Source organism: Janthinobacterium sp. GW823-FHT06H09 (genome assembly GCF_058794735.1).
In genome coordinates this window covers 378,263-400,293 of the sequence record NZ_JBXAHC010000002.1, presented here as the reverse complement: position 1 = coordinate 400,293, position 22,031 = coordinate 378,263, and the positions used below count along the sequence as shown (strand labels likewise).

Annotated in this window: 21 protein-coding genes and 1 pseudogene; 20 read left to right on the top strand and 2 right to left on the bottom strand. The window is 60.7% G+C overall.

What is annotated here, in order from left to right:
• Window positions 1-51 precede the first annotated feature (51 nt).
• From AC1Q6X_RS04155 to AC1Q6X_RS04120, 8 genes are read left to right on the top strand one after another with little or no spacing between them, the layout of a single operon-like run.
• Window positions 52-570 carry an OmpH/Skp family outer membrane protein gene (locus tag AC1Q6X_RS04155; protein ID WP_046684967.1) on the top strand — a complete coding sequence of 173 codons (519 nt, stop codon included), beginning with the start codon at window positions 52-54 and terminating at the stop codon, window positions 568-570.
• Between the two features lie 21 nt (window positions 571-591).
• Window positions 592-1,647 carry a UDP-3-O-(3-hydroxymyristoyl)glucosamine N-acyltransferase gene (lpxD, locus tag AC1Q6X_RS04150; protein WP_070221516.1) on the top strand — a complete coding sequence of 352 codons (1,056 nt, stop codon included), beginning with the start codon at window positions 592-594 and terminating at the stop codon, window positions 1,645-1,647.
• Complete coding sequence (gene fabZ, locus AC1Q6X_RS04145) at window positions 1,644-2,138, top strand: 3-hydroxyacyl-ACP dehydratase FabZ (RefSeq protein WP_034752234.1); 495 nt, start codon at window positions 1,644-1,646, stop codon at window positions 2,136-2,138. The genes lpxD and fabZ overlap by 4 nt, the downstream gene beginning before the upstream one ends.
• Window position 2,139: 1 nt before the next feature.
• Window positions 2,140-2,931, top strand: coding sequence for an acyl-ACP--UDP-N-acetylglucosamine O-acyltransferase (gene lpxA, locus AC1Q6X_RS04140; RefSeq protein ID WP_492495296.1), 792 nt, complete (start codon window positions 2,140-2,142; stop codon window positions 2,929-2,931).
• A complete protein-coding gene (lpxB, locus tag AC1Q6X_RS04135; protein WP_070288510.1) occupies window positions 2,915-4,099 on the top strand; it encodes a lipid-A-disaccharide synthase in 1,185 nt (394 codons plus the stop codon). The genes lpxA and lpxB overlap by 17 nt, the downstream gene beginning before the upstream one ends.
• 44 nt (window positions 4,100-4,143) lie before the next feature.
• Window positions 4,144-4,782 (top strand): ribonuclease HII, encoded by a 639-nt coding sequence (rnhB, locus tag AC1Q6X_RS04130; RefSeq protein ID WP_492495294.1) that lies wholly within the window; start codon window positions 4,144-4,146, stop codon window positions 4,780-4,782.
• A complete protein-coding gene (locus AC1Q6X_RS04125) occupies window positions 4,779-5,564 on the top strand; it encodes a TrmH family RNA methyltransferase (protein ID WP_099411119.1) in 786 nt (261 codons plus the stop codon). The genes rnhB and AC1Q6X_RS04125 overlap by 4 nt, the downstream gene beginning before the upstream one ends.
• Before the next feature lie 22 nt (window positions 5,565-5,586).
• Window positions 5,587-6,801, top strand: coding sequence for an aminotransferase class V-fold PLP-dependent enzyme (locus tag AC1Q6X_RS04120; protein ID WP_492495292.1), 1,215 nt, complete (start codon window positions 5,587-5,589; stop codon window positions 6,799-6,801).
• A gap of 44 nt (window positions 6,802-6,845) precedes the next feature.
• Here AC1Q6X_RS04120 and ppsR read toward each other — a convergent pair whose 3' ends face one another.
• Complete coding sequence (ppsR, locus tag AC1Q6X_RS04115; RefSeq protein ID WP_070288024.1) at window positions 6,846-7,694, bottom strand: posphoenolpyruvate synthetase regulatory kinase/phosphorylase PpsR; 849 nt, start codon at window positions 7,692-7,694, stop codon at window positions 6,846-6,848.
• A 152-nt stretch (window positions 7,695-7,846) separates the two neighbouring features.
• Here ppsR and ppsA point away from each other — a divergent pair, with 152 nt between their 5' ends.
• From ppsA to AC1Q6X_RS04090, 5 genes are all read left to right on the top strand, one after another.
• Complete coding sequence (gene ppsA / locus AC1Q6X_RS04110) at window positions 7,847-10,279, top strand: phosphoenolpyruvate synthase (RefSeq protein WP_070221573.1); 2,433 nt, start codon at window positions 7,847-7,849, stop codon at window positions 10,277-10,279.
• Window positions 10,280-10,425: 146 nt separating this feature from the next.
• Window positions 10,426-10,923 carry a Dps family protein gene (locus AC1Q6X_RS04105; protein WP_034752224.1) on the top strand — a complete coding sequence of 166 codons (498 nt, stop codon included), beginning with the start codon at window positions 10,426-10,428 and terminating at the stop codon, window positions 10,921-10,923.
• 176 nt (window positions 10,924-11,099) lie between these two features.
• Window positions 11,100-11,516 carry an NfeD family protein gene (locus tag AC1Q6X_RS04100; protein WP_070221510.1) on the top strand — a complete coding sequence of 139 codons (417 nt, stop codon included), beginning with the start codon at window positions 11,100-11,102 and terminating at the stop codon, window positions 11,514-11,516.
• A gap of 15 nt (window positions 11,517-11,531) precedes the next feature.
• Window positions 11,532-12,476 carry an SPFH domain-containing protein gene (locus tag AC1Q6X_RS04095; protein WP_070221509.1) on the top strand — a complete coding sequence of 315 codons (945 nt, stop codon included), beginning with the start codon at window positions 11,532-11,534 and terminating at the stop codon, window positions 12,474-12,476.
• Window positions 12,477-13,083: 607 nt separating this feature from the next.
• Window positions 13,084-13,392 carry an H-NS histone family protein gene (locus AC1Q6X_RS04090; RefSeq protein WP_010397665.1) on the top strand — a complete coding sequence of 103 codons (309 nt, stop codon included), beginning with the start codon at window positions 13,084-13,086 and terminating at the stop codon, window positions 13,390-13,392.
• A 305-nt stretch (window positions 13,393-13,697) separates the two neighbouring features.
• Here AC1Q6X_RS04090 and smpB read toward each other — a convergent pair whose 3' ends face one another.
• Window positions 13,698-14,147: an SsrA-binding protein SmpB gene (gene smpB, locus AC1Q6X_RS04085; protein WP_034784131.1), complete on the bottom strand. Its 450-nt coding sequence runs from the start codon at window positions 14,145-14,147 to the stop codon at window positions 13,698-13,700.
• 93 nt (window positions 14,148-14,240) lie between these two features.
• On the opposite strand from smpB, the gene AC1Q6X_RS04080 reads away from it, so the two are divergent.
• The 7 genes and pseudogenes from AC1Q6X_RS04080 to AC1Q6X_RS04050 all read left to right on the top strand — a co-directional run.
• Window positions 14,241-14,672: a type II toxin-antitoxin system RatA family toxin gene (locus tag AC1Q6X_RS04080; RefSeq protein ID WP_035818194.1), complete on the top strand. Its 432-nt coding sequence runs from the start codon at window positions 14,241-14,243 to the stop codon at window positions 14,670-14,672.
• Complete coding sequence (locus AC1Q6X_RS04075) at window positions 14,665-14,961, top strand: RnfH family protein (RefSeq protein WP_070311808.1); 297 nt, start codon at window positions 14,665-14,667, stop codon at window positions 14,959-14,961. The genes AC1Q6X_RS04080 and AC1Q6X_RS04075 overlap by 8 nt, the downstream gene beginning before the upstream one ends.
• A gap of 124 nt (window positions 14,962-15,085) precedes the next feature.
• Window positions 15,086-16,546 carry an IMP dehydrogenase gene (gene guaB, locus AC1Q6X_RS04070; RefSeq protein ID WP_034752206.1) on the top strand — a complete coding sequence of 487 codons (1,461 nt, stop codon included), beginning with the start codon at window positions 15,086-15,088 and terminating at the stop codon, window positions 16,544-16,546.
• A 70-nt stretch (window positions 16,547-16,616) separates the two neighbouring features.
• A complete protein-coding gene (gene guaA, locus AC1Q6X_RS04065) occupies window positions 16,617-18,227 on the top strand; it encodes a glutamine-hydrolyzing GMP synthase (protein WP_070288027.1) in 1,611 nt (536 codons plus the stop codon).
• 258 nt (window positions 18,228-18,485) lie between these two features.
• Entirely contained in the window at window positions 18,486-20,258 is a 1,773-nt protein-coding gene (locus tag AC1Q6X_RS04060) for a ShlB/FhaC/HecB family hemolysin secretion/activation protein (protein WP_492495286.1), read from the top strand.
• Window positions 20,259-20,274: 16 nt separating this feature from the next.
• Window positions 20,275-20,823, top strand: a complete 549-nt coding sequence (locus AC1Q6X_RS04055; RefSeq protein ID WP_070221506.1) for a toxin-activating lysine-acyltransferase — start codon at window positions 20,275-20,277, stop codon at window positions 20,821-20,823.
• Window positions 20,824-20,880: 57 nt separating this feature from the next.
• A pseudogene (locus tag AC1Q6X_RS04050) lies at window positions 20,881-21,879 on the top strand (two-partner secretion domain-containing protein); the annotation flags it as partial.
• Window positions 21,880-22,031: the final 152 nt, after the last annotated feature.

Sequence of the window (22,031 nt, the reverse complement as noted above, 5' to 3'; positions counted from 1 at the left end):
CCGGCCATCTGAACGGGGGCGACAGCTTTTACTTTTTGACCATGGAGTATCATGAACACCGCATCCGCTACCCTGCCCAAGACCCTTGCCGTGATCGCATTGTGCTGGAGTTCGCTGTTGCCGGTGCAGGCGCAGGCTCAGGAGTCGAAGATCGCCTGGATCAGCAGCGAACGTATTTATAACGAATCGAGGCTGGCCAAGCTGGCCAGCGCCAAGCTGGCCGAAGAGTTCCGCTCGCGCGAAAAAGCCGTGCAGGAACTGGCTGCCCGCTTCAAGGTGGCCAACGAAGCCCTGGAAAAGGACATGCCGACCCTGAGCGAGGCGGAGCGCGCCAAGCGCCAGCGCGAGTTTTTCGAGCTGGACAAGGAACTGCAACGCCGCCAGCGCGAGTTTCGCGAAGACCTGAGCCAGCGCACGAATGAAGAGCGCAGCGCCATCGCGGAAAAGGCCAACACCATCATCCAGCAGATGGCGCATATCGAAGGATATGACATCGTGCTGCAGGAAGCCCTGTGGGCCAGCCCGCGCATCGACATTACCGACAAGGTATTGAAGGCGCTGGACAAGTGATATTAGAATAGAGGTAATTAGATGGGCACTCGACTAGGAGAATTGGTCGAACGCTTCGGCGGGCAGTTGGCGGGCGATCCCAACCTGGAAGTGTCAGGTATCGCACCGCTGGCCGACGCCGGCGCTTCGCACATCAGCTTTCTCAGCAATAGCAAATTCCGCGCACAGGCGGCCCAGAGCGGCGCTGCCGCGCTGATCCTCACGCCGGCCGACGATGCGCTGATCGGCGTCGACTACGCCGGCGCGCGCATCGTCACCCCGAATCCCTATGTGTATTTCGCGCGCGCGGCGCAGTATTTCGCCGCCCTGCACGAGATCACGGCACCAATCGGCATACATCCGGGCGCCTTTGTCGACGCCAGCGCGCAGGTTGACGCCAGCGCCTCCGTCGGCGTGCATGCGGTGATCGAAGCGGGCGCCGTGATCGGCGCCGGCTGCGTCATCGGACCCGGTTGCGTGGTGGGGCGCGACGCCGTCATCGGCGCCGGTACCCAGCTGTTCGCCAACGTGACCTTTCACGCGCGCTGCGTGATCGGCCAGCGCGGCATCATCCATTCGGGCGCCGTGATCGGCACCGACGGATTCGGCTTCGCCAACGAAGGCGGCGTCTACATCAAGATACCGCAGACGGGCAGGGTGGTGATCGGTGACGATGTCGATATCGGCGCCAACACCACCATCGACCGCGGCGCACTGGCCGACACCATCATCGAAGATGGCGTCAAGCTCGATAACCAGATCCAGATCGGCCACAACTGCCATATCGGCGCGCACACGGCCATGGCCGGCTGTGTCGGCGTGGCCGGCAGCGCCATCATCGGCAAGTACTGCACCTTTGGCGGCGCCGCCATGGTGCTGGGCCACCTGACCATTGCCGACCGCGTCCACGTGGGCTCGGGCAGCATGGTCTCGCGTTCGATCCTGGAAGCGGGCCAGTACACGGGCTTTTATCCGCTGGCCAAGAACGCCGACTGGGAAAAGAGCGCCGCCATCGTGCGCAACCTGTCAAGCATGCGCGAGAAGATCCGCGCGCTTGAAAAAACAATTAAAACACTGACCACGCAAGACGAAAAATGACTACTGAAAAAAAGACCCTCGACATCCTCGCCATCAAATCGCTGCTGCCGCATCGCTACCCCCTGCTGCTGGTCGACCGCGTGCTGGACTGGGAAGCCGATAAAACCATCACCGCCATCAAGAACGTGACGGTCAACGAAGAGTTCTTCCAGGGCCATTTCCCGCACAAGCCGGTCATGCCCGGCGTGCTGATGATCGAAGCGCTGGCGCAGACGGCGGCCCTGCTGTCGTTCCTGTCGATGGGCGTGAAACCGGATGAAAATTCGGTCGTGTACTTCGTCGGCATCGACAATGCGCGCTTCAAGCGTCCTGTCGAACCGGGCGACCAATTGAAGATGGATGTGGAAATCCTGCGCGTCTCGCGCGGCATCTGGAAATACAAGGCCGTCGGTACGGTCGACGGCAAGCTGGCGGTGGAAGCGGAATTGATGTGCACCATCCGCAGCGCGCAAGATGCCAGCCAGTCTGCGAGCCAGCCAGCGGGGCAGTAACATGGCGGCCATCCACTCCACGGCAGTCATCGATCCGAAGGCCGAGCTCGACAGCTCGGTCGAGGTGGGTCCGTACACCATCATCGGTCCGCATGTGCGCATCGGCGCCGGCACCAGGGTCGGCCCGCACGTGGTGATCGACGGCCATACGACGATCGGCAGCGACAACCACCTGTTCCAGTTTTCTTCCATCGGCGCGCAGCCGCAGGATAAAAAATGGGCGGGCGAGGCGACGCGCCTGGAAATCGGCGACCGCAACACCATCCGCGAGTTCTGCACCTTCAACACGGGCACCGTGCAGGGCGGCGGCGTGACGCGCCTGGGCAATGACAACTGGATCTCGGCGTATGTGCACCTGGCGCACGACTGCCTGGTGGGCAACAACACTATCTTTTCGAACAACGCGCAGCTGGCGGGCCACGTGGAAATCGGCGACTGGGTCATCATGAGCGGCTTCGCCAATGTGCACCAGTTCTGCAAGATCGGCGCGCACGCCTTTGTCGGCATGAGCACCAGCCTGACGCAGGATGTGCCGCCGTTCGTCCTGTTGAACGGCAATCCGGCACAGGCGCATGGCGTCAACATCGAAGGATTGAAACGCCGCGGCTTTACGCGCGAGCAGATCAACGGCATCCGCGCCGCGTATAAGCTCATCTACCGCGCGGGACTGACCCTGGAAGAGTCCAAGGCGGCCCTGTTCGAAGAAGAGCAGGCTTCCTCGTCCGAGGTGGCGCAACACATTCGCGCCATGCGCGAATTCCTTGGCGTGGCGTCGCGTGGCATCGTCCGCTGACCAGGACCGCGGCCTCGGTGTCGCCAATGTCGCCATCGTCGCCGGCGAGGTGTCGGGCGACCTGCTGGCCAGCCGGCTGCTGTCCGGCCTCGTGCCGCAGCTGCCCGGCGCGCGCTTCCACGGCATCGGCGGCGAGCACATGGCCAGGCAGGGCTTCGTGTCCGACTGGCCGCTCGACAAACTGACCGTGCGCGGCCTGTTCGAGATCATTCCCCGCTACCGCGAAATCAAGGGCATCCAGAACGCGCTGCGCGACCAGCTGCTGGCGGAGCGTCCCGCCGTCTTCATCGGCGCCGACTACCCGGGTTTTAACCTGGGCCTCGAGCAGCAGCTGAAGGAAGGCGGCATCCCTACCGTGCACTACATCGGGCCGCAGATATGGGCCTGGCGCGGCGGCCGTATCAAGAAAATCATCAAGGCCGTTTCGCACATGCTGGTGATTTTCCCGTTCGAGGAAGAGATCTACCGCAAGGCGGGCGTGCCCGTCACCTATGTCGGTCATCCGCTGGCCGAGATGATCCCTTTGCAGCCCGACGAGGCGGCCGCGCGCCGTGTCCTGGGCTTGCCGCAAGACGCGAATGTCGTGACCCTGATGCCGGGCAGCCGCATGGGCGAACTCAAATACAATACCGCGGCGTTTGTCGGCGCCTGCAAACTGCTGCTGGCGCGCGACCGCTCCCTGCGTTTCGTCGCGCCCATGGCCGGCGAAAAGCAGCGCCAGTACTTTTTGCAACTGATCCGTGAGGCGGGCTTGCAGGACGTCGAGATATTGCTCACCGATGGCGGCTCGCACACGGCCATCTGCGCCGCCGATGCGGTGCTGGTGGCTTCCGGAACGGCGTCGCTGGAAGTGGCGCTGTACAAGAAACCGATGGTCATCGCCTACAAGATGATGCGCGCTTCGTGGGAAATCATGCGCCACATGGGCTACCAGCCGTGGATAGGCTTGCCGAACATCCTGGCGCGCGATTACCTGGTGCCCGAGCTGCTGCAAAACGCGGCCAGCCCGCAAGCGCTGGCGGACGCCATGTGGCAGCAGCTGAGCGACGTGCCGGGCCGTTTGCGCCTGGTGCAGCGCTTCACGGACATGCACCACAGCCTGCTGCGCGACAGCGCGCGCGAAAGCGCCAACGCCGTCATGCAGGTCATCGCCGCCAACCGCAAGTAAGCTCGAATCACCGCTTCAACCGCAGCACCAACCAAAGATTCAACGTGAAAAATATCTATCCCGGCCTGTTTGACGACTTGCCATTCTCGCTCGATGAAATCATCTGCGGCGTCGACGAGGCAGGCCGCGGTCCGCTGGCCGGCCCCGTCTTCGCCGCCGCCGTGATCCTCGATCCGAACCAGCCCATCGACGGCTTGCGTGATTCGAAAAAACTCAGCGAAGCCAGGCGCGACCTGCTGGCGCCGCAAATCAAGGCCAAGGCCCTGGCCTGGGCCATCGCCGAAGCGTCGGAAGAAGAGATCGACAACCTGAACATCCTGCAGGCGTCGATGCTGGCCATGCGCCGCGCCGTCGAGGCCCTGGCGACCGTGCCGACCCTGGCCCTGATCGACGGCAACCGCTGCCCCGTGATGCCGATACGCGGCATGGCCATCATCGGCGGCGACGACAAGGTCGATTCGATTTCCGCCGCCTCGATCCTGGCCAAGACGGCGCGCGACGCGGCCCTGGTGCACCTGCATGCGGCCTATCCCGAGTACTGCTTCGACCAGCACAAGGGCTATGGCACCAAGCTGCACCTGGAGCGCCTGCACCTGCACGGCGCCTCGCCCGTGCACCGCCGCTCGTTCGCGCCCGTGCGCAACGTGATCGCCCTGTTCAGCGGACAGGAGGTGGCGGCATGAAGACGATCACCTCGCGCGACAATGCGCAATACAAGGATTTATTGAAGCTGGCGGGCAGTTCGCAGGCGCGCCGAAAGTCGGGCCGCACTTTGCTCGACGGCGTGCACCTGTGCCAATCCTACCTGCAGCTGCGCGGCATGCCGGAGCAGTGCATCGTCAGCGAAAGCGCCTTGCAAAATCCGGAAGTGGCGGAGATCGTCGGCCAGCTGGAAAGCCAGCGCGCGCACGTACTGGGCTTGCCCGATGCGCTGTATAACGCGGTGAGCCAGGTCGAACATGGCGTGGGCGTGATGTTCCTCGTCGAGACGCCGGAACGGGCCGTCACGCAGCCTCTGAGCGTGTCGGCCGTGCTGCTCGATAACCTGCAAGACCCGGGCAACGTGGGCTCCATCCTGCGCAGCGCGGCCGCCGCCGGCATCACGCAGGTGTACTGCAGCGCCGGCACGGCTTTCTGCTGGTCGCCGAAGGTGCTGCGCGCGGCGATGGGCGCGCACTTCGTGCTCGACATCTTTGAAAACGTCGACCTGGCGGCACTCGTATCGAACGCCAAGGTGGCGACGCTGGCCACCAGCGGCTACGCCACGCAGCGTCTGTACGACGTTGACCTGCGCCAGCCCGTCGCATGGCTGTTCGGCCATGAAGGGCAGGGCGTCGCCGACGACCTGCTGTCGATGGCGACGCACCAGGTGGTCATTCCCCACCTGGGCCAGATCGAATCGCTGAACGTGGCCGCCTGCGCCGCCGTGTGCTTCTTCGAGCAGCTGCGCCAGGGCCAGTCCTGACATTTTCACACCAAGGCCCGCCATGCCTGATCATCCGGTTTTTCCTTTGCTCGCCGACGGTGCCGCACGCGACGAGGCCTGGTGGCGCCAGGTCGCCGCGTTCTATCCCGCGCCGCCGGACGCCATCGTCAATCTCGAACACGGCTATTTCGGCGCCATGGCCGCGCCGGTGCAAGCGGCCTTCGAGCAGGCCGTGCGCTACACCAACGAGCAACTGAGTCCTTTCGTGCGCGGCGAATTCACGCGCACGCATGTGGATATTCTGCGCCGGCGCGTCGCCGCGCTGATCCATGCCGAACCGCATGAAATCCTGCTGACCCGCAGCGGCACCGAGTCGATGCAGGTGCTGATCACGCAATACCACGGCCTGGCGCCCGGCGATACCGTGCTGTGGAGTAATCTCGACTATTCGGCCATGCGCACGGCCATGCGCTGGCTGGCGCAGCGCCGTGGCGTCACCAGCACGCAAGTCGCATTGAATTTGCCCATCGGCGATGACGAGATCATAGCCCGCTACGCGCAAGCCATGCGCCAGGCCGTCAAGCCCAAGTTGCTGCTGCTGTCGCAGGTGACGCCGGCCAATGGGCAGCAAATGCCGCTGAAGGCCATCATGGCGCTGGCGCGCGAACACGGTATCGACGTGCTGCTCGACAGCGCTCATGCGCTGGGGCAGGTCGACGTCGACGTGCAGGCCATGGATGTCGATTTCGCCGGTTTCAATCTGCACAAATGGCTGGGGGCCCCGGTGGGACTCGCTGTCGTGTATATCCGCGCCTCGCAATTGCACAAGATCGAGCCGCATTGTGGCGACGACGATTATCCGCTGGACGATATCCGCAGCCGCCTGCACATGGGCATGCCGCCGATCGGCGCCATCCTGGCCGCGCCTGCCGCCTTGGACTTCCATGCGCGCCTGGGCGGCACGCCGGCCAAGAACGAACGCCTGGCCTGGCTGCGCAATTACTGGGTCGAGCGGGCGGCGCAGTTGCCCGGCGTGCGCATCCTGTCGCCGCTCGATGCCAAACGCGGCACGGCGCTGGTCGCCTTTGCCGTCGACTGCATGAGCGCGCGCGATCTGCAGCAAGCCTTGCTGCAGCGTTTTGGCATATTCACCGTGCAGCGCAATATCGGCGATGCCGACATCGTGCGCGCCACGGTGGCAATCACCACCACCACCGCTGAACTTGACCAATTGGTGACGGCGCTGACGGTGCTGTCCCGCGAGGCGAACGCCTGACAAAACCGTCGCGAGCGCACGCGCAGCAGGTTTGGTCAGGTGTTCTAGTACTCGCGGCGGTTCGGCTTGATCTCTTGCAGGATCGTCGTGGAGATCTCCTCGATCGACTTGGTGGTCGAGGAGAGCCAGCGGATGCCTTCGCGTTTCATCATTTTTTCCGCCTCGTTGACCTCGTAACGGCAGTTTTCAATTGCCGCATACTTGCTTCCAGCGCGTCTTTCGTTGCGTATTTCCGACAAACGTTCGGGCGTAATGCTCAATCCGAAAATTTTATTCTTAAATTCCAGCAGGGCCGATGGCAGCTTGTCGCGCTCGAAATCGTCGGGAATCAGCGGATAATTGGCCGCCTTGATACCGTATTGCATGGCCAGATACAGGCTGGTCGGGGTCTTGCCAGAGCGCGAAACACCCACCAGAATGACATCGGCCGAGGACAGGTTCTTGTGCGACTGGCCATCGTCGTGCGCCAGCGAATAGTTGATCGCCTCGATGCGGTTCTTGTATTCCTCGCTGTCGACGATGTTGTGCGAGCGTCCGATGGTATGGGTCGACATCACGCCCAGCTCCTGCTCCAGCGGGGCCACAAAGGTCTGGATCAGGTCCATGTGCATGCCGCTGGACTTGCGGATCACGGCCGACAGGTCGTTCTTCACCAGGGTGGAGAAAATGATCGGGCGCTGGCCATCGGCGGCGAAGGCTTCGTTGATCTTGCGCGCCGCATCGTATGCCTTGTCCATGGTGTCGATGAAGGGCAGGCGGATCTGACGGAAGCGCAGGTCGAACTGCGTCAGCACCGAGTGGCCGAACGTCTCGGCGGTGATGCCGGTACCGTCGGAAACGAAGAAGACGGTGCGGGCCGCGGAGGGCAGAGGAGGGCGTGGTTCTTGTGTCATGGGTTTTCGGATCAAGATTGTGCGTCGTCAATTTGCGCCGCACAAGGTAAAATGGCTGCAACGGTATGATTGTGCTGCACGACGCCAAGAATAACAAGAAGACTGTCTGTGCGCCGCGCGTAAAGATTTCTATCATCAGTAAGGGTGTCATTATGACCAACGCAGTATCGCAACAGCAGGAAGACAAGGACGCGGTGTATGTTGCCTCGTTCGAGCATTTGCGCATGACGGATGTCGAATCCGTCGGCGGCAAGAACGCCTCCCTGGGCGAAATGATCAGCCAGCTGGCGGAAGCCGGCGTGCGCGTGCCCGGTGGCTTTGCCACCACGGCGCAGGCATTCCGCGATTTCCTCTCGTATAGCGCCAACGGCGGCTTGCCGCTGGCCGAACGCATCGCCCAGCGCCTCGAAGGGCTGAACATCGATGACGTGCGCGCGCTGGCGCAAGCCGGCGCCGAGATCCGTCAATGGATCGTCGAAACGCCGTTCCAGCCACGCCTGGCCGCTGAAATCGATCAGTTCTACGCCAAGCTGGTGGCCGATTCCGACACCGAAATGTCGTTTGCCGTGCGTTCCTCGGCCACGGCGGAAGACTTGCCGGACGCCTCTTTTGCTGGTCAGCAAGAAACCTTCCTGAACGTGGTCGGCATCGACAACGTGCTCGAAGCCATGAAACAGGTGTTCGCGTCGCTGTACAACGACCGCGCCATCTCGTATCGCGTGCACAAGGGCTTTACGCACGCTGAAGTGGCCTTGTCGGCCGGCGTGCAGCGCATGGTGCGTTCCGACCTGGGCGCGGCCGGCGTGATGTTCACCATCGATACCGAGTCGGGCTTCAAGGACGTGGTCTTCGTCACTTCCAGCTATGGCCTGGGCGAAACCGTGGTGCAGGGCGCCGTCAATCCCGATGAATTCTATGTGCACAAGCCGATGCTGGAAAAAGGCAAGTCGCCTGTGATCCGCCGCAATATCGGCTCGAAGCTGCTGAAGATGGAATTCACGAACGAAGCGAAAGCCGGCCGTTCCGTGAAAACCGTCGACGTGCCGGTCGAAATGCGCAACCGCTACTCGCTGAACGACAGCGAAGTGGTGGAGCTGGCCAAGTACGCCGTCATCATCGAAAACCACTACGGCCGTCCGATGGACATCGAGTGGGGCAAGGATGGCCGCGACGGCAAGCTGTATATCCTGCAGGCGCGTCCTGAAACCGTCAAGTCGCAGCAAAAGGCGACCGACGTGCAGGAACGCTTCAAGCTGAAAAGCACGGGCACCGTGCTGACGTCCGGCCGCGCCATCGGCCAGAAGATCGGCGCCGGCCCCGTGCGCGTGATCCACGACCCGGCCGACATGGAGCGCGTGCAGCCAGGCGACGTGCTCGTTGCCGACATGACGGACCCGAACTGGGAACCGGTCATGAAGCGCGCATCGGCCATCGTCACCAACCGTGGCGGCCGCACTTGCCACGCAGCAATTATCGCCCGTGAATTGGGCGTGCCGGCCGTCGTCGGCTGCGGCGACGCGACCGACGTGCTGAAAGACGGCACGTTCGTCACCGTCGTGTGCTCCGAAGGCGACGAAGGCAAGATCTACGACGGCTTGCTGGAAACGGAAGTGTCGGAAGTGTCGCGCGGCGAATTGCCGAAGCTCGATACCAAGATCATGCTCAACGTGGGCAATCCGCAGCTGGCGTTCGACTTCCAGTCCGTGCCGAATGCGGGCGTGGGCCTGGCGCGCCTGGAATTCATCATCAATAACAATATTGGTGTGCATCCGCGCGCGATCCTGGAATATCCGAACATCGATGCCGACCTGAAAAAGGCCGTGGAATCGGTGGCGCGCGGCCACGCTTCGCCGAAAGCTTTCTATATCGACAAGCTGGCCGAAGGCATCGCCACCATCGCCGCCGCGTTCTGGCCGAAGAAAGTCATCGTGCGCCTGTCCGACTTCAAGTCGAACGAGTACAAGAAGCTGATCGGCGGTTCGCGCTACGAGCCGGACGAGGAAAACCCGATGCTGGGCTTCCGCGGCGCGGCGCGCTACCTGTCGGCCGACTTCTCCGAAGCGTTCAACATGGAATGCGAAGCGATGAAGCGCGTGCGCAATGACATGGGCCTGACGAACGTGGAAATCATGGTGCCATTCGTGCGCACCCTGGGCCAGGCCGAGAAAGTCATCGACCTGCTGGCAAAGAATGGCCTGAAGCGCGGCGAGAACGACCTGCGCGTCATCATGATGTGCGAAGTGCCGTCGAACGCCATCCTGGCCGACCAGTTCCTCGACCATTTCGACGGCTTCTCGATCGGTTCGAACGACCTGACCCAGCTGACCCTGGGCCTGGACCGCGATTCCGGCATGGAATTGCTGGCCGCCGATTTCGACGAGCGCGATCCCGCCGTGAAAGCCCTGCTGGCCCTGGCCATCAAGGCTTGCCTGGCACGCGGCAAGTACATCGGCATCTGCGGCCAGGGGCCTTCCGACCATCCGGACTTCGCCGTCTGGCTGATGGAGCAGGGCATCGAATCGATGTCCCTGAATCCCGACTCGGTGATCGACACCTGGCAAAAGCTCGCTGCGCTGAAAGCGTAAGCTTCTTTATTGCCCCTTGAAAACCCGCTGCCACTGACCCGGCAGCGGGTTTTTTTACGCCTGCCATGCTGTGCACGGCAGTATCCGATGGGCTTGCGCCAGATCAGCTAAAATGATTCCACCAATACATTGAAACGGGAGTTCACATGGCAAGCAAGAAACCGAGCAAAGTGGCAAAGATCGATATCGGCATTTCCGAAGCGGACCGCGCGAAAATTGCGGAAGGCCTGTCCGGCCTGCTGGCCGACAGCTACACCTTGTACCTGATGACCCATAATTTTCACTGGAACGTCAAGGGGCCGATGTTCAACACCCTGCACCTGATGTTCATGACGCAATACACGGAGCAGTGGGCCGCGCTGGACTTGATCGCCGAGCGTATCCGCGCCCTCGGCTATCCGGCGCCGGGCACCTACAAGGAATTCGTCAAGCTCGCTTCGATCAAGGAAATCGACGGCGTGCCGCCGGCGCTGGACATGGTCAGCCACCTGGTGTCGGCACAGGAAGCGACCGCGCGCACGGCGCGCCGTTTGTTCCCGCTGCTCGAGAAAGCCAATGACCAGCCGACGGCCGATTTGATCACGCAGCGCCTCGATTTGCATGAGAAGACGGCGTGGATGTTGCGCAGCCTGCTCGAGGAATAAACGCCGGGCCGGCGGCGCTAATTCGCCGCGGGCTATTGACGCCATCCGGAATTGCGTTAGACTGCTTGTATATAGGTGTTTGGCAAGAATAATATCAGGCAGTGCAGCGCATTAAACCCCGTCGCTTATATAGGCTGCGGGGTTTTTTATTTTGGATTCACAAGGATGGAGGCATCATGGCTGAATGGGTGGGCTGGTTTGTCGCGGCTGGCGCGGTATTGATCCTGGAGCTGTTTACGGGCACGTTTTATCTGCTGATGATCGCCATCGGCGTCAGCGCCGGAGGATTGGTGGCGCTGGCGGGCGGAAATGGCAGCTGGCAGGCCCTGACGGCCGCCATTGTCGGCGTGGCGGCTACGCTGTTATTGCGGCGCAGCCGTTTTGGCAGGGCGGCGCGGCGCGATGCGGCGCAGGATCCGAATGTGAATCTCGATATCGGCCAAAGCGTGGCGGTCGCGCACTGGGTCGATGGCGCGGCGCGCGTCATGTATCGCGGCGCCTTGTGGGATGTGGAATTGATTCCCGGCAGCGATACGCAGGCCGGTCATTACACCATACGTGCCGTGCGTGGCAGCCGTTTGATTGTTGGATAACCTGGAGAATAGATTATGGAAGTAAGCATCGGAAGCGTGTCGCTGATCTTGTTATTGCTGGCGTTGGTATTTGTCTTCAAGACGGTCAATGTGGTGCCGCAGCAGCATGCCTGGGTGGTGGAACGGCTGGGCAAGTTTCATGCGGTATTGGGGCCTGGCCTGAATATCGTCGTGCCTTTTGTTGACCGCATCGCTTATAAGCATGTACTCAAGGAAATTCCACTCGACGTGCCGCCGCAGGTGTGCATTACGCGTGACAATACGCAATTGCAGGTCGATGGCATTCTGTATTTCCAGATTACCGATGCGATGCGTGCTTCATATGGTTCGTCGAATTATATTGCCGCCATTACGCAATTGGCGCAAACGACCTTGCGATCGGTGATCGGTAAAATGGAACTCGACAAGACATTTGAAGAGCGCGACCATATCAATACTGCCATCGTGAATGCCATCGATGAATCGGCGGCGAATTGGGGCGTCAAGGTATTGCGCTATGAAATCAAGGATTTGACGCCGCCCAAGGAAATCCTGCATGCGATGCAGGCGCAGATCACGGCCGAGCGCGAAAAGCGCGCGCTGATTGCCGCCTCGGAAGGACGCAAGCAGGAGCAGATCAATATCGCCAGCGGCGAGCGCGAAGCGAACATTGCCCGCTCCGAAGGCGAGAAGCAGGCATCGATCAACCGCGCCGAAGGTCAGGCCACAGCCATCGTTGCGCTGGCACAGGCCAGTGCCGAGGCGCTGCGCCAGGTCGGCGCCGCTATCCGCGAGCCGGGCGGCGAAGATGCCGTCAACCTGAAAGTGGCCGAACAGTATGTGGGCGCCTTCGCGCAATTGGCGAAGACAAATAACTCGATTATTGTGCCGGCCAATCTGGGCGATATGAGTGGTTTGATCGCCGCGGCAATGCAGGTGGTCAAAACCCAGAAGCCGAAAGGTGGCGTGGCGATTCCTTGATTGCCGGTGAATAGCAAACTCGTAGCAAGTTTTCGTCAATACTGCCCGCCATATCGCGGGCAGTTTTCATTTGCGCCACTGGAATATATGGCAGCAGCAGAGCTGGAGTATCAGCGTTGGAATCAGTAGCGCTGAGAATATTTTCTTTATGCTATGCTGTGCGCACTTTCTGGGTTATATGTTGTCGTGCGACGCTTATCTTTTTGATTGAAGTGGAATCTGCTGCACCGATGTCCGCGATGGACGACGACGCGGGATTGGAGGCCGGTGCATGGTGGCCGATAGTATTGGCCCCGTGTATGTTTTGAATTGCAATTTTTAATTACTATAAATTGCAATGAAACAAAAAATACTGCAGAATAAATGTGACCGATGGCGCTGTATTGAATCGCCGCCGCACAAAATACAGGTACTGGCGCAGACGGTACACTGCGGTGTCCGTCCCCTTGATTGAAGACTTGCATCGCCTGAAAGCCGGGAAGTGGGGTTTTTGGGAAAAGAATTGTAAAAAACAATCAAATCTTCAGAAAAAATCACCTCAATCGCGTTACAATTGGATAGAATTTAACTGTTCAGTTATATTTTTCAACTCACACAAGGAAATATCATGGATCTGTCCAGCTTATCCCTGTCCGAACTGCGCACCTTGCAGGACGACATCAAGAAGCAAATGAAAAAACGCGAACAAGACGATCTGTCCAAAGCGCGTGAACAAATCCTGGCGATCGCACAGAGCGTCGGCGTTTCCGTAAAAGATCTGGTTGGTACGGGTATCCGCGCTAAAACCGGCACGGTTGCCGTACGCTATCGCAATCCGGATGATGCGACGCAGCAATGGACTGGCCGTGGCCGTCAACCGAAATGGGTCAAAGAGTGGACCGATTCGGGCAAGTCGCGTGACCTGCTGAAGGTGTAATGTAATACGCCATTCATTCGGATGCTTGTCCTGAGCGGTAATACAGGTGTACAAGGCAGCATGCAAGCATCCGGAACTTTCCTCGTTTTTTGTCTTTGGCCAGGCAGGCCGAGTTGATGTCCTTCGCCGTATCTCCATGGCTTTTTCGCCAATACCGCTTTATTTCCCGCCTTACCTCTTTCTTTTCCCTGCTTTATTCCGTCGCGCTGAGTTTTTCCCGCTTGCCGCAGGCAATCGGCAAAATAAAACCCGGCATATAGCCGGGCTTGTTGGTATTGGCGCAGCACGCTGCGCGCGGTGCCGGATCAGCGGCGGTGCGATTTCATGGCCGCTTGCACTTCGCGCGCGCCATCGCGGTCGCGTTCCGCAGCGCGTTTGTCGTGCTGTTTCTTGCCCTTGGCCAGGCCGATTTCGCATTTCACGCGACCGCCCTTGTAGTGCAGGTTGAGCGGCACCAGGGTATAGCCGGAGCGTTCCACCTTGCCGATCAGTTTATCCATTTCAGCGCGGTGCAGCAGCAGCTTGCGCGTGCGTACGGCTTCCGGGTGGATATGGGTGGAGGCGGTCGGCAGGGCGCTGATATGCGCGCCGAACAGGAAGAGTTCATCGCCGCGGACGACGACGTAGGCTTCCTTGATTTGTACGCGGGCGTCGCGGATGGCTTTGACTTCCCAGCCTTCCAGCACGATGCCCGCTTCGTAGCGATCCTCGATAAAGTAGTCGTGGAAGGCTTTTCTGTTGTCTGCTATGGTCATGAGATGGTAAATGTGCGCGGGTCGGTTAAACTACTGTCTCGCGCAAGCGCGATAAAATCAAATGTATCCAACATCATAGCAAATGGTTCTTCAATGGCAGTAGTACATAAATCAGTTTTTCTCGGCTATAGCGCCGAACAAATGTTCGCGCTGGTGGCGGCGGTGGAAGATTATCCCAAATTCCTGCCCTGGTGCGGTGCGGTCGAGATTCGCGAGCGGGGCGAGAACACTGTCGTCGCCAGCGTGGGCATACATTACCACGGCGTGCGCCAAAGCTTCACCACGTCCAACGAGAACGTGCCGCCGACTTCCATCAAGATGAAGCTGGTGGACGGTCCTTTCAAGACCCTCGACGGCGTGTGGACCTTCAAGGCCCTGCGCGAAGACGCCTGCAAGATCGAACTGGACCTGCACTACGAGTTTTCCAGCCGCGTACTGGAACAGATCATCGGCCCCGTCTTCGGCATGATTGCCAACAGCATGGTCGATTCCTTCTGCAAGCGCGCGGAGACCGTGTATGGCTGAGACCAGCATGCAGGTGCAAGTGTGTCACGCGCTGCCGGACAGCAGCTTTTTGCGCACCTTGACGGTGCCTGCCGGCACCACCATCGGGCAGGCGGTGGCGCTGAGCGGCTTGCTGCAGGAAATGCCCGGCATCGACCTGGCCGTGAACATGGTCGGCATCTATGGCAAGAAGAAGCCTTTGGATACCGTATTGCACGAGCATGACCGGGTGGAGGTGTATCGTCCCCTGCAGGCGGACCCGAAAGAGGCGCGCCGGCGCAGGGCCGGCAACAAGCCTGCGAAGGGCTGAGCGGGCAGGGCGGCCGCTGCCTGGCGAGCGCCATTTTTTGCTATTTTCAAATATCTTTTCTATGCTGCAAGGACGAAGGGCGCTTTTTTCTGTATAATCTGCTTTTGCGCCAATAGGAAATGCTATGCGTCTACTTCAAAAAGCACTCACATTCGATGACGTGCTGCTCGTCCCAGCCTACTCCAACGTTCTGCCCGCCGATACGTCCCTCAAAACTCGCCTGACCCGCAACATCACCCTGAATATTCCCTTGCTGTCCGCAGCCATGGATACGGTGACGGAAGCCCGTCTGGCGATCGCGATGGCCCAGGAAGGCGGCATCGGCATCATCCACAAGAATTTGAATCCGAAGGATCAGGCTCGTGAAGTGGCCCGCGTAAAGCGTTTCGAAGCTGGCGTGCTGCGTGATCCGATCACGATTCCGCCGGAAATGAAAATCCGCGACGTGATCGCACTGACGGAACAATACGGCATCAGCGGTTTCCCTGTCGTCAAAGGCAAGGAAGTCGTCGGCATCATCACCAACCGCGATTTGCGCTTTGAGCAGGAACTCGACGCGGAAGCTTCCGCCAAGATGACCCCGCGCGAAAAACTCGTCGTCGTCAAGGAAGACGCCGATACGGCCGAAGCCAAGCGCCTGATGAACAAGCACCGCCTCGAGCGCGTGCTGGTCGTCAATGACGCATTCGAATTACGCGGCCTGATCACCGTCAAGGATATCCAGAAGTCGACCTCGCACCCGTTCGCGTCGAAAGACAGCCAGGGCAAACTGCTGGTCGGCGCTGCCGTCGGCGTCGGTGCCAAGGATGAAGAGCGCATCGACCTGCTGGTCGCCGCCGGTGTCGACGTGCTGGTGGTCGACACGGCCCACGGCCACTCGCAAGGCATCCTCGACCGCGTACGCTGGATCAAGACCAAGTACCCGCAAGTCGAAGTGATTGGTGGCAACATCGCTACCGCCGCCGCCGCCAAGGCGCTGGTGGAATACGGCGCCGATGCGGTCAAGGTCGGCATCGGTCCTGGCTCGATCTGCACCACGCGTATCGTCGCCGGTGTGGGCGTGCCGCAAATCACGGCCATCTCGAATGTTGCCGAAGCACTGGAAGGCACGGGCGTGCCATGTATCGCCGACGGCGGTATCCGTTTCTCGGGTGATATCTCGAAAGCGCTGGCCGCTGGCGCCTCGACCGTCATGATGGGTTCCATGTTTGCCGGTACGGAAGAAGCACCAGGCGAAGTGATCCTGTATCAGGGCCGCAGCTACAAATCGTACCGCGGCATGGGTTCGCTGGGCGCGATGTCCGACGGTTCGGCTGACCGTTATTTCCAGGATGCCACCATGAAGGCCGACAAGTTCGTGCCTGAAGGTATCGAAGGCCGCGTGGCCTACAAGGGCAGCGTGCTGGCGATCATCTTCCAGCTGGTGGGTGGCGTGCGTCAATCGATGGGGTACTGCGGCTGCGCCACCATCGACGAGCTGCGCGAAAAGGCGGAATTCGTGGAAATCACCTCGGCCGGCATGCGCGAGTCGCATGTCCATGATGTGCAGATCACGAAAGAAGCGCCAAATTATCGCTCCGAGTAAGCGGTAACGAAAGTCCAGACCGGCGCCCAGTGCGCCGGTTTTGCAATTGACCCTGAATAAAGCTCCGACCATGCATTCTAAAATCCTCATTCTCGATTTCGGCTCCCAAGTCACCCAGCTGATCGCCCGCCGCGTGCGCGATTCCGGCGTGTTTTCCGAAGTCTTCCCGTATGACGTCAGCGACGAATTCGTGCGCAACTATGGCGCCGCCGGCGTGATCCTGTCGGGCAGCCACAACTCCACGCTGGACGGCGACTCGCCGCGCGCGCCGCAAGCCGTGTTCGAGCTGGGCGTGCCCGTACTGGGCATCTGCTACGGCATGCAAACCATGGCGGCCCAGCTGGGCGGCAAGGTGGAAAACGGCCTGGTACGCGAATTCGGCTACGCCGAAGTGCGCGCCCGCAGCCATACCAAGCTGCTCAACGGTATTGCCGACTTCGTCACAGACGAAGGCCACGGCATGCTGAAAGTGTGGATGAGCCATGGCGACAAGGTGCTGGAAATGCCGCCAGGCTTCAAGCTGATGGGCAACACCCCGAGCTGCCCGATCGCCGCCATGGCCGATGAAGAGCGCCAGTTCTACGGCGTGCAATTCCACCCGGAAGTAACGCACACGGTGCAGGGCAAGGCCATGATCGGCCGTTTCGTGCATGAAATCTGCGGCTGCAAGTCGGACTGGAACATGCCTGACTACATCAGCGAAGCGGTGGAAAAGATCCGCGCGCAAGTCGGTACCGATGATGTCATCCTGGGCTTGTCCGGCGGCGTCGATTCGTCCGTGGCCGCTGCCCTGATCCACCGCGCCATCGGCGATCAGCTGACCTGCGTCTTCGTCGACCACGGCCTGCTGCGCCTGGACGAAGGCAAGATGGTGATGGACATGTTCGCCAAGAACCTGGGCGTGAAAGTCATCCGCGTCGACGCGGAAGACCAGTTCATGGGCCACCTGGCCGGCGTTACCGACCCCGAGCAAAAGCGCAAGATCATCGGCCGCGAGTTCGTCGAAGTGTTCCAGGTCGAATCGGGCAAGCTGGTCAACGCAAAATGGCTGGCGCAAGGCACGATCTACCCGGACGTGATCGAATCGGCGGGTAAAGGTAAAAAAGGCCAGACCATCAAGAGCCACCACAACGTGGGCGGCTTGCCGGACACCATGAAGCTCAAGCTGCTGGAACCCCTGCGCGAACTGTTCAAGGATGAAGTGCGCAAACTGGGCGTGGCCCTGGGCTTGCCGCATGACATGGTCTACCGCCACCCGTTCCCGGGCCCGGGCCTGGGCGTGCGCATCCTCGGCGAAGTCAAGAAAGACTACGCCGACCTGCTGCGCCGCGCCGACGCCATCTTCATCGAAGAACTGCGCAATACGCCGTATGAACCGGTGGTGGTGCCTGGCTTCGACCAGGATAGCGTGCCGACCAACTGGTACGAAGCGACGAGCCAGGCTTTTGCCGTCTTCCTGCCCGTCAAATCGGTGGGCGTGATGGGCGATGGCCGCACCTACGAATACGTGGTGGCACTGCGCGCCGTGCAGACGCAGGACTTCATGACGGCCCACTGGGCGCACCTGCCGCACAGTCTGCTGGGCAAGGTCTCGAACCGCATCATTAATGAAGTGCGCGGCATCAACCGCGTCGTCTACGATATTTCGGGCAAGCCGCCGGCGACCATTGAGTGGGAGTGAGTCCCCATAAGGAAACTTTGCATTTCCGAATAAGCGAGTAAGCCAAAGCCCTGTTTTTACAGGGCTTTTTTTATGCATCAATGCCGGACGCCATTGCCTGCTGTGCCGCCGCCGGGCCGCGTGGGGCTTTACTAGTGGTAATTGGATAGTTGAAAGACAGTTACCAAACAGGTAAAGTTCTCAAGAAATAAATAAAGTTGCCCTATAGAAATAATTAATTTATAATTTCCTTACGTAAATAATTACTTAAGGCAACATATGCACCTGCGCTTGACGCCATGGTGCGGTGTATTTTTGTTCAGCGGCACCTTGTGTGCCGCCGTGTCCGCGCAGACCCGTCCCGAAATCGCGCCGCCCCTTCCCACCCCGCCTGGCAGCAGCCAGCGCGACGATGCCAGCCAAGAATTGATCCGCCAGCAAGAACGCGAGCGCCTCCTGCGCCAGCAGCAGGAGCGCACGCCCGACGTGCGCCTGCTCAAGGCGCCCGCGGCCGCTTCCGTCAACCGCCTGCCCACAGGCGAATCGCCGTGCTTTACCATCGATCATCTGCAATTGCGGGGCGAGGACGCCGCCCGGTTCCAGTGGGCGCTGGCCGTCGCCGGGCACGACGACCTGGGGGCGCCGGACTCGCCGCTGGGCCGCTGCCTGGGCACGCAGGCCATCAATGTACTGATGGGGCGCATGCAGAACGCCATCATCGCGCGCGGCTACGTCACCACGCGCGTGCTGGCCGAGCCGCAGGACCTGAGCCGTGGCACCCTGGCCTTGACGCTGATACCGGGGCGTATCCGCCAGATCGGCTTTGCGCCCGGCACCAACCCCCGCGCCACCTGGTGGAATGCCGTGCCGGCGCGGCCGGGCGACTTGCTCAATGTGCGCGATACGGAGCAGGCGCTGGAAAACTTCAAGCGCGTGCCGACGGCCGAAGCCGATATCCAGATCATGCCGGCCGAGGGCGGCAATGCGAAGCCGGGCGAGAGCGACCTGCAGATCCAGTGGAAGCAGGGCTTGCCGTTTCGCCTGGCGCTGGGCTTGGACGACGGCGGTTCGCGCTCGACGGGCAAACTGCAGGGCAGCGTGACGCTGTCGTATGACCACTGGCTGACCCTGAACGATCTGTTTTACCTGAGCCTGAACCAGAACGTCGACGGCAACCGCAATGGTCCGCGCGGCACGGGCGGCATGGTGGCCCACTATTCGCTTCCCTACGCCTACTGGCTGCTGGCCTTCACAGCCAGCGACAGCCGCTATCACCAGTCCGTGGCCGGCATCAGCCAGGATTACAACTACAGCGGCGCCAGCCAGAATCGCGAAGTCAAGTTGTCGCGTCTGGTGTACCGCGACGCGTCGCGCAAGACGACGCTGTCCCTGCGCGGCTGGCAGCGTGCCGCGCAAAACTTCATCGACGACACGGAAGTGGAAGTGCAGCGCCGCCGCATGGCGGGCTGGGAGCTGGGTCTCGGCCACCGCGAATTCCTGGGGCAGGCCACCCTGGACCTCAACCTGCAATACCGGCGCGGCACGGGCGCGATGCATGCGATGGCGGCGCCAGAGGAAGCGTTTGGCGAGGGTACGTCGCGTTTCAAACTGATCCTGGCCGACGCGGCCCTGTCGGCGCCGTTCAAGCTGGCCGGCCAGCCGCTGCGCTATTCCGGCAGCTGGCGCATGCAGCACAACCGCACGCCGCTGGTGCCGCAGGACCGCTTTGCCATCGGCGGGCGCTACACGGTGCGCGGCTACGACGGCGAAAGCAGCCTGTCGGCCGAACGCGGCTGGCTGCTGCGCAACGAGCTCGGCGTGCCGCTGGGCAGCAGCGGCCAGGAAGCGTATGCGGGCCTGGACCACGGCGAAGTAGCGGGACCGTCCGCCGAATGGCTGATCGCGCGGCGCCTGACGGGCGCTTTTGTGGGCTTGCGCGGCCAGTGGCTGGGCGTGCAGTACGACGCCTTTGTCGGCTGGCCCGTGCGCAAACCTGAGCTGTTCCGTACGGCCAGCCATACGGCCGGCTTCAATTTGAACGCGAGCTTTTAATCATATATCCGACACCATGAGTACCTCTTCTTTGGACATTATCGCCCCCGCCTTGGGCTTGCCTGGGCACAGCGAGGCAGAACTGTTTGGCGCGCTGACATGGCTTTGCATGCATTCTAAGAATCATCGCGATCTGCCGCTAGCGTCTTTCAGCCAGACTTTGTTGAATCCGATCAAACAGCAGCAGTTCATGCTGGCGTTGACGTCGCTCGATGGCGTTCAGCAGCCGGTGGCTTACGTGGCCTGGGCAAATTTCGATGCCGATGCCGAAAGCCGCTATCTGGCAGACGGTAACCATACCTTGATGCGCCCGGAAGACTGGAATAGCGGCGACCGCATGTGGATTACGGACTGGGTCGCTCCATTTGGCCACACGGCATCGTTCGTACGCGAAGTTTCTACACGCCTTTCCGAATCCTGTTACCGGTTTTTGTATCACAAGGGAGACGAGACGGGTTTGCAAGTAAAAACATCCCGCGGTTGCGCGGTTTCCAAGGAGCAGGCGGCCAGCTGGTGGAGCGCCAGGCCCATGCATGCCAATTACGCCAAAACGACATCCATTTAAATATTTATAACACCTAGCGCAGCAAGTTTTGTTAGGTGTTCTCAACGAGAAGAATCCATGAATAAGCACCTGTACCGCATCATATTCAATCAACGCCGTGGCCAATTGATGGTGGTGGGGGAGAATGCCACGTCGCAAGGTAAAGCTCCTGGCGGCGAAAGTGTCATGAACGACGGTGCAGGGGGAGGTGGCGCGGAATTGACGCTGGCAACGTTGCGGCCGGCCTGCCTCGCGGTATTCAGTGCCTTGGGCATGCTGCTTTTTGTGACCGGTGCTGCGCATGGTCAGGTCGTGGCGGATCGCAATGCCCCGGGAGGCCAGCGTCCAACCGTGTTGCAGACAGCAAATGGCATACCGCAAGTGAATATCCAGACGCCGAGCGGGGCAGGCGTGTCGCGCAATACGTATAGCCAGTTTGACGTGCAGAGCAATGGCGTCATCCTGAATAACAGCCGTGGCAATACGCAAACCCAGACCGGTGGCTGGGTACAAGGCAATCCGTGGCTGGCCGGCGGCAGCGCGCGCGTCATCCTGAACGAAGTCAATTCCGCCAATCCCAGCCAGTTGCGCGGCTATGTCGAAGTGGCGGGACAACGCGCAGAGGTCATCATCGCCAATCCTTCCGGGGTAGCTGTGGATGGCGGCGGCTTTATCAACGCCAGCCGCGTGACGTTGACGACAGGTTCTCCCATTGTCAATGGCGGCAATCTCGACGGCTATGTGGTGCAGCGGGGCATGGTCACCGTCAGCGGCAGGGGACTGGATACGTCACAAAGCGATTACACGTCCATTCTGGCGCGGGCTGTGCAAGTGAATGCTGGCATATGGGCCAACGATCTGCGGGTCGTCACGGGCGCGAACCGGATGGATGCAAATCATGCGGTCGAGGCTGCCGCATCTGGCGATGGCGCGAAGCCTGCGTTTGCATTGGACGTCGGCCAGTTGGGCGGCATGTATGCCGGAAAAATTACACTGATAGGCACCGAGGCTGGTATCGGTACGCGTAACGCCGGAACCGTGGCCGCATCGGTGGGTAATGTGGTGCTGCATTCGGATGGCTGGATCAGCAACAGTGGCTATATTCAGTCTGGTGCTGAAGGTGGCCAGGTACAGGCCAGCGCAGCGGGGGATTTGCAAAATGCGGGCACGATTTATGCCGCAGGCGATACTGGTATTTCAAGCGGTGGTGATATCAGCAACAACGGCGT